This is a genomic window from Nonomuraea sp. NPDC049421 (assembly GCF_040677005.1).
In the GTDB taxonomy this organism is placed as follows: domain Bacteria; phylum Actinomycetota; class Actinomycetes; order Streptosporangiales; family Streptosporangiaceae; genus Nonomuraea; species Nonomuraea salmonea.
Genome location: NZ_JBFAQA010000001.1, coordinates 252,882 through 265,069 on the forward strand (window position 1 = coordinate 252,882; position 12,188 = coordinate 265,069).

The following is a 12,188-nucleotide window of genomic DNA, read 5'->3' on the forward strand; positions in this document are numbered from 1 at the left end:
ACAGACAATGCCTCTATGTCAGGAATTGTGACAGATATTGGTCGAGGGTTCCTGGGGTAGGGGGAGCGCATGACGACCATGGGAATAGACCCCGCCCAGCTCAGCGACGAAGACGTCGTACGCGAGCTGCGCCAGTTGCACGCCACCAGAAGCGACACGTTCTTCCACGGATCGGACGACGCCCTCGCCCACCACACCTCCCGCACCAGCGAACTGGAGGCCGAGTACCTGCGCCGCTTCCCCGATCGCGAGATCGACCCCGCCAGGCTGAGGGAGGGAGCGAGGCAGCGGTCATGACTGAAGGCCACGATGTGCAGGCCCTGTCGGACGTGGACTTCCACGTCTACGAGGCCGTCGCCGCCCAGGCCGTCACGTCCGGCGTCGCCCGGCTCGACGGGCTGACGCGCGCGTGCGGGCTGGGCGAGGAGGAGGTGCGGGCCAGTCTCTCGACGTTGATCGAGCATGGGTACGTGGTGCCGCTCGGCGACGGGTACGGGCTGGGGCCGCACACGTTCGAGGTCGAGTACTGACGGGGCTCGGCTGGATGCCCCGGACGGCAGCGGTGGGTATCAAGCGGTGACGGCACCCTGGTTCAAGGCGGGTTGGTGCCGGGCGACGGTTGCGCCCCTCATGTGCCGGGCGGCGGCAGTGCCTCGTCCGCGCCGAATGACGACAGTGCCCTGAGCACGGCTGCTTGCTCCGCCGTGACGCCCGCCCCCCGCTGGGCGGACGCCTCCTCCGGCGTGAGCCCGGCCGCGCACCAGGCGGCCACCTCGGCCAGGGGCACCGCGCCCCACCAGGCCGCCATGACCTCCAGGGCGGGACGTCCGAGCGCGGCGGCCTCGGCGGCGGTGAAGCCCAGGGTTCGGAACAGCCGCGCGTCCCCCTGATCCACCCGCCGCCGCGCCCACTCCAGGGCCTCGTCGCCGTCCCAGCCGGCGTCGGCGTACGCGCGGGCCACCGCCGCCGGCACGCCCGCGCGCAGCAACCGGCGCAGCGCCTGCGTGACGGCCGGGTCGGGCAGTTCGGGCTCGGGCGTGACCAGGCGGGCCAGCCAGCGGACGCGGCGCGGGCGTTCGCCGGCGAGGTGCCTGCGGGCCGCGTCGTGCGGGGCGACGCCCAGCTCGTGCCAGCGTACGGCGTCGGCCGGCGTCATCCCGGCGCGCTGCCACGCGGTGACGGTCGCGGGCGTGGCGGCGGCCGTGGCCCACAGGCGGGCGTCGCCGGGGTCGGTCACCCCCGCCTCCCGCCAGGCCGTGGCCTCCTCCCGCCCGAACCCGGCCGCCCGCCATCGACGCAGCTCGCCCTGCGTGAAGGACTGCTCCGCGGAGCCGTCCTCGCGGGGTGTGCCGGTCATGCGGCACTTCCTTCCGTCACGCGTACGGTGTGCGCCCACGGCGGTGGCTCGGGTCCGGTGCCGAACAGGCAGACCACGACCTGGGGGCGTGGCCGGCGGTCGGGCCACGGGGTGTCGCCGTCGGTGAGGACGACCAGCAGGTCCGCGCCCGGCGCCGCGGCCTCGAAGCCGGGGCGCAGATCCGTGCCGCCACCGCCGGCCAGCTCGACCTGGGCCGCCGACCTGACCCGCTGCGCCGGGTACGCCTGCGTGTCGCAGCACGTCACGTCGACCCACTGGTGGCCGGTCGCGCGGAGGATGCCGTCCAGCTCGGTGAGGCCCCGTTCCAGCGCCGTACGGGTCACGCTGCCCGACGTGTCGACCAGCACCGCGACCCGGGGGAGCGGGCGTACCAGGGCGGGCAGCACGATCGACGGCGTCGCGGAGGCGCGTCTGGACGGGCGGCGGTGGCTGTAGTCGACCCGGCCGGACGCCTGCGCGAGACCCCTTCTGACCAGACGGGCCAGCCGCGCCCGCCAGTCCACCTCGGGACGCAGCACCGCCTCGGCCCAGCGCCGCCAGCCGCCCGGGGCCGTCCCTCTGGCGTCGATCTCGGCGGCGACGGCTCTGGCCAGTAGCTCGCGTTCCAGGGACGTCATCGACTCAGGGCCGGTGAACGGCGGCGGCGCGCAGGGAGCCAGGCCGGGCGGGACGTCGATGAGGTCGAGCAGCTCGGCGTACCGCTCGGCGAGCAGGCCGTCGGGCAGGCCCAGGGTGTCCGGGGTGATGGCGTCGGCGGGGACGGCGTCCAGGCGGGCGAGGTCGTCGTTGATCTCGGCGTCGGCGGCCTGGGCCCAGCGCAGGGCCGTCTCCTCGTACGGGCGGGCGCGGGTGTGGTGGTCGCGCAGGAAATGGCCGACGTGGTGGAGCAGCCACCAGCCGAGCTCGGGGACGGGCAGGGCGGTGGCGGGGTCGAGGTGCACGTTCCCGTGCTCGTCGGCCGAGGGGCGGGGCGGTGCGGTGTCGTGGACGAGCGGCTGGAGGGCGAAGAGCGCCGAGGCCAGGTACGGCGCCCGCGCCGCCGCCCACAACCGCGCCGCCGCGAACCGCTCACCGGCCTCCCGCTCGCGCCCGGTCACGGCCGCCCCCCGGCGGAGCGTTCACGGCCGGTCCCGGTGAGCGTTCGCGGAGTCGCAGCAGCAAGGAGCGGGCTCATGGCAGCAGCCCTGCGGAGCGGAGGATGGGCGTGAGGTGCAGGACCGTGCCCGGCAGGACGGCGCCCCTGGGGCGGCGGGCGGCCAAGGAGCGGGCGGCGGTGGCGGCCACGTCCGGGGTGTGGCGGGCCACGCGGGCGATCAGCGTCCAGGCGCGCTGCCACGTGTCCGCGCTCCCGTCGGCCGCGACGTGCGCGACCACCGAGCCGAGCACGGCGTGCACCCGGTCCACGCGGTCCGGCAGCGGCGCGGTGGGGTCGCTGAGCAGGGTCTCGGGGTCGGGCAGGTCGAGGTCGCGCAGCCAGGACAACAGCTCGAAGCCGGCCGCCTCCCCGACCGCGCCGACCACCAGCTCGGCCCGTACGGTCTCGGACGACCCCGTGTAGGCGAGGGCGGTGGCGGCCAGCTCCCAGGTACGGGGGCTGGGCCAGGCGCGGGCGGGCCCGTCGGGCACGGAGAGCACCAGCTCAGGCCGTACCCGCAGAAAAGCCCCCACCAGCGCCCGCGAGCGTGACACGTCGGCGGGACGGACGGCGGCCGGATCGAGGCCGTCCAGGGACGGCGGCGGGAAACCGGCGGTGAACCCGTCGGCGACGGAGGCGGCGCTGACCGTCCAGTCGAGGTGGATCAGCCGGTTGGCCAGCGGCGCCGACAGGTCCCACCCGTCGGCGGCCTGCTCGGGCGGGTTGGCGGCGGCGACGACGCGTACGGAGTCCGGCAGCGTCAGGTCACCGACGGCCCGTTCGAGCACGACCCGCAGCATCGCGGCCTGGACGGCGGGCGGCGCGGTGGTCAGTTCGTCGAGGAACAGGATGCCGGTGCCCGACTCGGCGAGCCGTTCCGCCCACCGGGGCGGCGCGAACCAGGTACGCCCGTCCCGCAGCACGGGCAGCCCGGCGAAGTCGCTCGGCTCCCTGATCGAGCCGACCACGACCTCGACCGGCAGCCCGAGCCGCTCCCCGAGCGCCAGCACGGTCGACGTCTTCCCGGTGCCCGGCGCGCCCCACAGGAGCACGGGCAGGTTCGCCGTCACGGCGACGGACAACGCGTTCACGAAACCCCCCAGAACTCTCGTCAACCCATGTTGACGGTGACAGAGTCAACGTAGGTTGACGAGGGCCGGGATGTCAAATGGTGGACCGCCGCACTCAGGGCTCATAGTGTCGAGAGGTGGACGTCGCCGACCTGAGCCCCGCGCAGGCGCGGGAGCGCTTCCGCACCGGCGAGCGGGTGCCGACCGCCGGCTGGTGCCGGGGCTGGACGCAGGCCAACCTCATCGCCGTGCCCAGCGAGCTGCGTTACGAGCTGCTGCTGTTCGCCCATCGCAACCCGCAGGCGTGCCCGGTGCTCGACGTGGGTGAGCCCGGGGTCTGGTCGACCGAGCTGTTCTCCGGCGACCTGCGTACGGACCTGCCCGGCTACCGCCTCTACCGCGACGGGCGGGCGGTGGCCGACCTGGACGACGTGGTCGCGGAGTGGCGGGCGGACCTGGTGCCGTTCCTCATCGGGTGCAGCTTCACCTTCGAGCGTGCGCTGCTGGCCGCCGGGGTGCCGGTGCGGCACCTGGAGGCGGGGACGAACGTGCCGATGTACGTCACCTCGATCCCCTGCGAGTCCACCGGCAGCCTGGCGGGGCCGCTGGTGGTGTCGATGCGGCCGGTGCCGGAAGAGCTGGTGGCGACCGCCGTCGAGGTGAGCGGCCGCTACCCGAGCGTGCACGGCGCGCCCGTGCACACCGGCGACCCGGCCGCCATCGGCGTCGAGAACCTCGCCGCGCCCGACTACGGCGACCCGGTCGAGGTGCGGGCGGGCGAGGTGCCGCTGTTCTGGGCGTGCGGGGTGACGCCGCAGCAGGCGGTGCTAGCCAGCGGCGTGCCGTACGCGATCGGGCACCTGCCCGGCCACATGGCGATCATGGACGTCCGAGACGACCACTATCGAGTGACTTAACGAGATATTTCGCCGTATAGGTGGAGGCTTCGCACAGCTCCGCCGGTGTCCCCTCGAACACCACCTCGCCCCCGTGCCGCCCCGCCTCCGCCCCCAGGTCGATCACCCAGTCGGAGTGCTTGACCACGTCCAGGTCGTGCTCGACCACGATCACCGTGTTGCCCGCGTCCACCAGCCGGTCGAGCAGCGCCAGCAGCGTGTCCACGTCGGCCGGGTGCAGGCCGATGGTCGTCGCACACCCGCGTCACCGGATCCATGAACGCCAGATCGGTTCTGATCTCGCCCCTGCCCCTGCACACCGGGCAGGCGCCCGCCGAGTTGAAGCTGAACAACCCCGCCGGCACCCCGTGCGCCTCGGCGAACATCCGGCGCAGCGGGTCCATCGCGCCGAGGTAGGTGGCGGGCGTGGAGCGGGGCGCGGCGGCGATGGGCGACTGGTCGATGAGGATCGTCTCGGGGTGCTGCTCGACCGGCTCCTTGCGGACGAGCGTGCTCTTGCCCGAGCCGGCCACGCCCGTCACGGCGGTCAGCACGCCGAGCGGCAGGTGCACGGTGACGTCCTTGAGGTTGTGCGCGTTCGCGCCCGCCACGGTCAGCCGGCCGGACGGCTCGCGGAGGCGTTCCTTGAGCCCGCGCACCCGCCGCAGCGTGCGGCCGGTCAGCGTGTCGCCGGCGGCCAGCCCGGCCACCGGGCCCTCGTACACCACGCGGCCGCCCGCCGCGCCCGTGCCGGGGCCCAGGTCCACCACGTGGTCGGCCAGCCCGATCAGGTCGCGGTCGTGCTCGACGACCAGCACCGTGTTGCCCTTGTCGCGCAGCTCCAGCAGCAGGTCGCCGAGCCGGTGCAGGTCGCGCGGGTGCAGGCCGCCACCGGGTCGCCGAGGCGGTCCAGCACCTCGATCAGGCCCGTGACCTCCATGGCGCAGTAGCCGGCCAGGTTGCGGCCGTCGATCACCGAGGCCAGGGCGGCGGCGTTGAGCCGGGCGCCGCCGCAGGCCGGGCAGGTGCGCTCGGTCACGTAGGGGCGGGCCTCCTCGTCCACCTGCTCGCGGGCCCGCTTGAGGTAGAGCCGGTCGAAGCGGACCAGCACCCCCTCGTACGTGTTGTCGTACTTGCCGCGCCTGACCTTGAAGCCGCTGCCGTACAGCAGCAGCTCGCGCTCGCGCGCGGTGAAGTCGCGCAGCGGCTTGGCCGGGTCGAACCGCCCCGACCGCGCGTAGATCTGCCAGGGCGCGGAGCCGACCGGGTGCAGCGCGAGCGCGCCCTCGTCGAGCGAGCGGTCCTCGTCGATGAGCCTGCCGAGGTCCGGCGCCACCTTGCGCCCCAGGCCGTCGCACTCGGGGCACATGCCCTGCGGGTCGTGGAACGAGTACGCCGTCGCCGGGCCCGCCGACGGCTCGCCGCGCCGCGAGAACAGCACCCGCAGCAGCGCGTGCACCTCGGTCATCGTGCCCACCGTGGAGCGCGCGCCGCCGCCGACCGGCTTCTGGTCCACGACGACGGCGGCCGTCAGGTTCGCCATGCGCGCGGCCCTGGGCCGCTCGTGCTTGGGCAGCCGGTGCCGTACGTACGCGCCGAACGTCTCGTTGAGCTGCCGCTGCGACTCCACGGCGACCGTCCCGAACACGACGGACGACTTGCCCGAGCCCGACACGCCCGTGAACACCGTCAGCCGCTCCTTCGGCAGGCGCAGCGAGACACAGGCCGAGATCCTCGCCATCGCGCTCGACGTCATGGCGGAGGAGGGGGGCGGGGCTGAGCCTGGCCACCGTCGCCAGACGGCTCGGCGTCCGGCCGCCGTCGCTGTACAAGCACTTCCCGTCGCGGCACGCGATCTACGACGAGCTGTTCAGGCTGGGCCAGGAGGGCCTCGACCTCGCCGCCTCCCTGATCGCCGGGCTCGTCTCCCAGCAGCTCGCCAACCAGCCCGGCGCCACCTACGAGCAAGGCCGCTTCACCCGGCTCGTCCCCCGGCTGCCGGACGTGCTCGCGGCGGTATACCCGCCGCCGTGAGCTGCTCGCCGATCGGCGCCGCGCCGGGACGGTTGTCGATCTCCAGGTGCGGGACGACCGGCGGCTCGTCCACCCGGATATCACGCAGGTAGTCGTCGAACGCGGCGAGCTTGCCCGCGTCGCGCGCCAGGCCCCGCGCCACCAGCCGCGCGCGCAGCGTCGGCCCGTCCGAGCGCACCCACAGCAGGCGCACCGGCGGGCCGCCCAGCTCCACCACCCACCGCTCCCAATGGGCCGCGTCGTGCACCTGCGTGGTGAACGGGCCGTCCAGCGCGACCGGGCAGCCGTGGCTCCTGATCTGCCGGGCCACCCGGGTCAGGCCGGCGTATTCGTACCGCTTGATGTGCTCGTCGTACCAGGGGCCCTCGCGCTCGCCGTCCGGGCGGCCGTGGGCGCGCAGCACCGTGCCCGCGAACTCGCCGTAGACGGTGTCCTTGTCCAGCAGCGCGGGCGCCGGGCCGAGCCGGGCGAGCAGCTCCGCCGCCACCGTCGACTTGCCCGCGCCGGGCGGCCCGCTGATCACCCACACAGTCGTCATGCGATCAACGTACGCGGATCCGCGTACGCCGGTGCCTCGTCTCGGCGGACGACGCCCGGCCCGCCCCCGGTCAGACTTCTTGCCCATGCTGACCGTCTTGACCAGGGCCTTCCGCGTGCCGGAGCTGCGCGGGAAACTGCTGTTCACACTCGCGCTCATCGGGTTGTTCCGGCTGGGGCAGACGCTGCCCGCGCCCGGCGTGGACGTCGTGGCCGTCCGCGAATGCGCCGGATCCGCCGAGGGCGGCCTCCTCGACATGGTGCAGCTGCTCAGCGGCGGCGCGATGCTGCACCTGTCGGTGTTCGCGCTCGGCGTCATACCGTACATCACGGCCAGCATCATCATGCAGCTCCTGGCCGTCGTGGTGCCCCGCCTCGACCTGCTGAGGAAGGAGGGGCAGAACGGCCAGGCCAAGATCAGCCAGTACACCCGCTACCTGACCGTCGGCCTCGCCCTGCTCAACGCCGGCACCGTCGTCACCCTCGCCCGCGCCGGGCAGCTCCTGCCCGGCTGCGCCCGGCCGCTGCTGCGCGACCCGGGGCTGCTCAGCGTCGCCGTGATCGTGCTGACCATGGTGGCGGGCGCCTGCGCGGTCATGTGGATGGGCGAGCTGATGACCGACCGGGGCATCGGGAACGGGATGTCGCTGCTGATGTTCACGCAGGTCGTGGCGGTCTTCCCGGGGTACATGTCGCGGATCTTCGTCATCAGCCCGGTGAGCTTCGCCGTCATGCTCGCAGCCGGGCTCTGCCTGGTGACCGCCGTGGTCTTCGTCGAGCAGGCGCAGCGGCGGGTGCCCGTGCAGTACGCGCGGCGGGTCGTGGGGCGGCGGTCGTACGGGGGGACGAGCACGTACATCCCGCTCAAGGTGAACCAGGCCGGCATCGTGCCCGTCATCTTCACCTCGTCCCTGCTGTACCTGCCGACGCTGGTCGCGCCGATGCTCCCGGACACGGCGCGGACCTGGGTCGAGATCAACCTCACCTCGGGTGCGCATCCGCTCTACATGACGGCGTACGTGGTGCTCATCGCCGCCTTCGCCTACTTCTACGTGTCGATCACCTTCAATCCCGCCGAGGTGGCGGACAACCTGCGGAAGTTCGGGGGGTTCGTGCCCGGGATCCGGCCGGGGCGGCCGACCGCCCAATACCTCGGGTTCCTGGTCTCCCGGCTCACCGCACCCGGGGCCGCGTACCTGGCCGTGCTGGCGCTGCTGCCGCTGATCGCGTTCGCCATCCTGCGCGATCCTGGGACGCAGCAGAACTTCCCGTTCGGCGGGACGAGCGTGCTCATCATGGTGGGGGTCGGGCTCGACACGGTGAAGCAGATCGAGTCGCAGCTCCAGCAGCGCAACTACGAGGGCTTCCTGCGCTGACCCTTGGGCGGGGTCAGATGGGCCGGGTCCGATCGGCACGCTCAGGTGGATGCTCAGGTGAGCGGGGCCAGGTGGGCGGGCTCAGGTGGGCGGGCTCAGGCGGGCAGGGCGAGGCCGGCGCGCATCGCGAACACCACCAGCTGCGCCCTGTCCCGCGCGTGCAGCTTCACCATGGCGCGGCTGACGTGGGTGCGTACGGTGTCGGGGCTGATCGTCAGCTCCTTGGCGATCTCCTCGTTCGACCGGCCCGTCGCCACCCACGCCACCAGCTCCCGCTCGCGCGGCGTCAGCGTCTCGACCCCCTCCACCGGGCCGCCCCCGTGCCGCCCGAACAGCCCGATCACCTTCCTGGTGATGGCGGGCGACAGCAGCGCCTCCCCGGCGGCGACCACGCGCACGGCGTTGACCAGCTCGTCGGGGGCGCTGTCCTTGAGCACGAAACCGCTGGCGCCGGCCTGGAGTGCGGCGAAGACGTACTCGTCGACGGCGAACGTCGTCACCACGACCACCTTGGTGCCGCGCAGGCCGGGGTCGGCGGCGATGGCCCGCAGGGTGTCGAGGCCGTCCATGCCGGGCATGCGGATGTCGAGCAGCAGCACGTCGGGACGGACCCGCCGCAGCAACGCCAGCGCCTCCCGCCCGTCGGCCGCCTCCCCGGCCCAGCTCAGCCCCTCGGCACGGTCGAGCAACGCCCGCAACCCCATCCGCACCACAGCCTGATCATCAGCCACCGCCACCCGCACCACCGCCGCCTCATCCGGCGCGGCGGTCATGAGAACACCTCAGCGGTCATGCGGGCGAGGCGGGGCTGCGGGCACGTCGCCCGCCGGAAAGGTCCCGCGGACGCCTCACCCGAAGCAGCGGTGGTGCGGACATCTACGGAAAGCAGGCCGCCGCCTGGAAGGCGCAGTCCTTGCGGGGGTGCCGGTGTGGCAGTCGTGTGGATGTCTGGGGGGAGTAGGCCGCTGTTTGGAAGGCGCAGTCCTTGCGGGGGTGCCGGTGTGGCGGTCATGTGGATGCTTGGGGGAAGTGGGCCAGGACCTGGAAGCCGCCGCCCTCTCGGGGGCCGGTTGTGAGGTGGCCGCCTGCCTCAAGCACGCGGGCGCGCATTCCGGACAGGCCGCGTCCTTCCACATCCTCCGTCCGTGGGCCGGTGCCTCGGTCGCAGACCTCCACCATGAACGCGTCCGCGCTCTCGCTTGCGCGGACGAATGCGCGGGTGGGGCCGGCATGGCGGAGCACGTTGGTGAGTGACTCGCGGACCACCTGGTAGACGGTGTCCTGGAGGCGCGCGGGCACGGCCAGATGCGGGGGATCGAGGTCCACGGGCAGGCCCGCCGCGCGTACGCCGTCGATGAGCCTCGCCAGGTCGCCGTCCGGCGGGTCGATGCCGTCGAGCGCTGCCCTGAGCTGTGCCAGCGCGGTCGTGCTCGTCTCCTTGATCGCCAGCAGTGAGGCCCGCGCCTGCTCGGGGTCGTCGTCGAGCGTGACGAGCGCGACACCGGCCTGCATCGCGATGGCCGCCAGCCCGTGACCGGCCACGTCGTGCACCACCCCGGCGATCCTGGCCCGCTCCACCGCGACGGCGTCCGCCGGAGCGGTGCCGGAAAGGGCGGCCTCCGCCGGTGCCGTGCCGGAAAGGGCGGCCTCCGCCGGTGCCGTGCCGGAAAGGGCGGCCTCCGCCGGTGCCGTGCCGGAAAAGGCGGCGTCCGACGGGGTCGTGCCGGGAAGGGCGGGGTGCGCCGGGGTGGCGCTCACCGCAGCGGCATCGGCCGTGTCTGAGGGCGGGTCGAGCGCGCGGATGGTGCCGACCGGTGCCGTGTGGGCGGCCGGGATGCCCCAGGTCGCCTGCCGCGCGTCGGGATCCGCGAGGGACGCGTGCTCGGGGCGGGTCAGGGCGGCGACGGAAGGCGCGGAGCCCGCGGGGAAGCGGGACGCCGTGCCGCCGGCGGTCGCTTTCTCCGAGTGGCCGGGGGAGCGGGACGCCGGGCTGGAGGGCGCTTCTTCCGAGGAGCCGGGGGCGGGCTGGTGGTGGGAGGGGGCGGCGGCGGCTGCGGCGTAGGCGGCGCGGGCCTGGGCGAGGCCGCTGAACGACCACGGCACCGCGAGCCACCCGGCCCACGCCAGCATGACCACGACCGGCACGTCGCCCGCCCTGCGCAGGCGTGACAGCGCGGCGAGCGGCCTACGCCACCGCCCGTCGCCGCGCGTGTGCCGCAGCCGGGAGTCCTCGGTCGCCATCCCCCACCCGATCAGGCTTGTCGTCGCCCCGATCCTAGCGAGCTTTCAGGGGGTGCGGCTCTGCCGGTCGCCGTCCAGACCCCACGAAATGATCTTGGTCGGCGTGATCCTGATGACCTCGCGGGAGAAGAACGGCAGCGGCGGATCCACGTCGGCCAGCGCCTGCGCGGTGCCCCTGATCTCGATCCCGCGCGCCACCCACGGGTCCACGGAGGCCAGGTCGTCCACCACGAGCGAAACCGTGCTGCCCCGCCGCACGTTGCCGAACTTCTTCGACGCGCCCATCGCGTGCCCGCCGATGGTGATCGTGCCGGTCTCGGCGTCCAGGAAGTAGCCGACCGGGTTGTTCTGCACCTGCCCGTCGGGGGCGACCGTGGCCAGCCGGCCGAGGTGCTGGCCGGCGAGATAGTCCTGTTCTGCGGCTGTGAAGATCATGCGCCTCAGTCTGCAACCTTAACATTGGTTGAGGTCAAGGGCAGACCTTTCAGGAGGCGCTCAGGGACTCGGTCAGCCAGCGCAGCGGGTTGGTGTGGGTGATCGTGTGGAGGACGTCGTCGCCGACGCCGGCCTCGCGCAGGCGGGGCAGCAGCGCCTCGAAGAGGTCGGCGTACCCGGGGCCGTCGTACCTGCGCACCTGGGCGACCCGGCTCAGGCCGGTGCTGAGCAGGAGGCGACCGGCGTGGCCGTCCTCGATGAGGCCGAGCGCGAGCCTGGCCGCCTCGTCGGCGCCCAGGGCGAGGGAGCCGAGGCTGACGTACGCCCCCGCCTCGGCGATCTTCCTGGCCGTGCCGAGGTCGCCGCCCGCGTAGCCGACGGCGACGCGGGAGGCGGGCAGGTTCTGGCCGAGCAGGATCTCCAGCAGCGCGAACGCGTTCCTGCCGTGGGTGGCGACCGGCAGTCTCGTACGCAGGGAGGCGCGGGCGGCGGCGACCAGGCAGCGTTCCTCGGCGGGGGTGGGCTCCGCGCCCCAGCAGCCGACCTCGCCGATCACGCCGGGGAAGACGCCGGTGCCGTCCACGCCGCTGAGGATCTCGTCCATGAGGCGGGCGGTGAGCGTGTCCACGTCGGCGTCACCGACGTGGCAGAACGGGCCGGCGTACAGGCCGGTGGCGGCGATCACGGGGACGCGGCTGCCCGCGGCGATGCGGGCGAGCGCGGCGGCGTCGCGGCCCATGCCGAGACAGGTGAGGTCCACCACGAGCCCGAGCCGTCCTGACTGGCGGAGTTCGCGGAGCTCGGCGGTGACGGTCTGCTCCTCGTCGAGCCACCGGTGCGGGTCGGAGTCGATGCCGACCGCCCACCGCATGTCGGTGCGCAGATGCTCATGGGGGAGTACGACGCCGTCGATGGCGGCCGCGCGTACAGGGCCGGTGACGGTACGGAGCAGAACCTCGGGCATAACAGACATTAACCGATGTTTGCCTGCCATAGCCTGCTTGAGCAGCAAATTTTACGGAGAATGGTGTTTGTTGACTTGCTAGTCGGCTGCAAGTGAGTCCGCAGACCGGGCCGTATCCTGGG

The 12,188-nt window shown here is 73.4% G+C and carries 15 protein-coding genes; 5 read left to right on the top strand and 10 right to left on the bottom strand.

Going from position 1 to position 12,188, the window contains the following annotated elements:
* Positions 1-69: 69 nt before the first annotated feature.
* Complete coding sequence (locus AB0K18_RS01090) at positions 70-297, top strand: DUF6158 family protein (RefSeq protein WP_364908057.1); 228 nt, start codon at positions 70-72, stop codon at positions 295-297.
* On the top strand, positions 294-530 hold the full coding sequence (locus AB0K18_RS01095) for a hypothetical protein (protein WP_364908060.1): 237 nt from the start codon (positions 294-296) through the stop codon (positions 528-530). The genes AB0K18_RS01090 and AB0K18_RS01095 overlap by 4 nt, the downstream gene beginning before the upstream one ends.
* Positions 531-628: 98 nt before the next feature.
* Here the strand turns inward: AB0K18_RS01095 and AB0K18_RS01100 are convergent, their stop codons facing one another.
* The 3 genes from AB0K18_RS01100 to AB0K18_RS01110 form a co-directional block, all read right to left on the bottom strand.
* Positions 629-1,357 (bottom strand): hypothetical protein, encoded by a 729-nt coding sequence (locus AB0K18_RS01100; protein ID WP_364908062.1) that lies wholly within the window; start codon positions 1,355-1,357, stop codon positions 629-631.
* Complete coding sequence (locus AB0K18_RS01105; RefSeq protein WP_364908064.1) at positions 1,354-2,475, bottom strand: VWA-like domain-containing protein; 1,122 nt, start codon at positions 2,473-2,475, stop codon at positions 1,354-1,356. Before AB0K18_RS01105 ends, AB0K18_RS01100 begins: the two co-directional genes overlap by 4 nt.
* 73 nt (positions 2,476-2,548) lie before the next feature.
* Positions 2,549-3,604, bottom strand: a complete 1,056-nt coding sequence (locus AB0K18_RS01110) for a MoxR family ATPase (protein WP_364908067.1) — start codon at positions 3,602-3,604, stop codon at positions 2,549-2,551.
* A gap of 116 nt (positions 3,605-3,720) precedes the next feature.
* On the opposite strand from AB0K18_RS01110, the gene AB0K18_RS01115 reads away from it, so the two are divergent.
* On the top strand, positions 3,721-4,500 hold the full coding sequence (locus AB0K18_RS01115) for a putative hydro-lyase (protein WP_364908070.1): 780 nt from the start codon (positions 3,721-3,723) through the stop codon (positions 4,498-4,500).
* On the opposite strand, the gene AB0K18_RS01120 is transcribed toward AB0K18_RS01115, so the two are convergent.
* Positions 4,497-5,297, bottom strand: a complete 801-nt coding sequence (locus AB0K18_RS01120) for a hypothetical protein (RefSeq protein ID WP_364908073.1) — start codon at positions 5,295-5,297, stop codon at positions 4,497-4,499. The two genes, AB0K18_RS01115 and AB0K18_RS01120, sit on opposite strands and share 4 nt — an antisense overlap.
* Positions 5,267-6,220, bottom strand: a complete 954-nt coding sequence (locus tag AB0K18_RS01125) for a hypothetical protein (RefSeq protein WP_364908076.1) — start codon at positions 6,218-6,220, stop codon at positions 5,267-5,269. The genes AB0K18_RS01120 and AB0K18_RS01125 overlap by 31 nt, the downstream gene beginning before the upstream one ends.
* Before the next feature lie 41 nt (positions 6,221-6,261).
* Between AB0K18_RS01125 and AB0K18_RS01130 the strand changes: the two genes are divergently transcribed.
* Positions 6,262-6,513 (top strand): TetR/AcrR family transcriptional regulator, encoded by a 252-nt coding sequence (locus AB0K18_RS01130; RefSeq protein ID WP_364909161.1) that lies wholly within the window; start codon positions 6,262-6,264, stop codon positions 6,511-6,513.
* Here the strand turns inward: AB0K18_RS01130 and AB0K18_RS01135 are convergent.
* Complete coding sequence (locus AB0K18_RS01135; RefSeq protein WP_364908079.1) at positions 6,455-7,051, bottom strand: AAA family ATPase; 597 nt, start codon at positions 7,049-7,051, stop codon at positions 6,455-6,457. The two genes, AB0K18_RS01130 and AB0K18_RS01135, sit on opposite strands and share 59 nt — an antisense overlap.
* An 85-nt stretch (positions 7,052-7,136) precedes the next feature.
* Between AB0K18_RS01135 and secY the strand changes: the two genes are divergently transcribed.
* Positions 7,137-8,426, top strand: a complete 1,290-nt coding sequence (gene secY / locus AB0K18_RS01140; protein WP_364908082.1) for a preprotein translocase subunit SecY — start codon at positions 7,137-7,139, stop codon at positions 8,424-8,426.
* A gap of 95 nt (positions 8,427-8,521) precedes the next feature.
* Here the strand turns inward: secY and AB0K18_RS01145 are convergent, their stop codons facing one another.
* The 4 genes from AB0K18_RS01145 to AB0K18_RS01160 form a co-directional block, all read right to left on the bottom strand.
* Complete coding sequence (locus AB0K18_RS01145) at positions 8,522-9,199, bottom strand: response regulator transcription factor (protein WP_364908085.1); 678 nt, start codon at positions 9,197-9,199, stop codon at positions 8,522-8,524.
* A gap of 235 nt (positions 9,200-9,434) precedes the next feature.
* On the bottom strand, positions 9,435-10,667 hold the full coding sequence (locus tag AB0K18_RS01150; protein ID WP_364908087.1) for a histidine kinase: 1,233 nt from the start codon (positions 10,665-10,667) through the stop codon (positions 9,435-9,437).
* 45 nt (positions 10,668-10,712) lie between these two features.
* Complete coding sequence (locus tag AB0K18_RS01155) at positions 10,713-11,102, bottom strand: PPOX class F420-dependent oxidoreductase (RefSeq protein WP_364908090.1); 390 nt, start codon at positions 11,100-11,102, stop codon at positions 10,713-10,715.
* A gap of 49 nt (positions 11,103-11,151) precedes the next feature.
* Complete coding sequence (locus AB0K18_RS01160; protein ID WP_364908093.1) at positions 11,152-12,066, bottom strand: aryldialkylphosphatase; 915 nt, start codon at positions 12,064-12,066, stop codon at positions 11,152-11,154.
* Positions 12,067-12,188 lie beyond the last annotated feature (122 nt).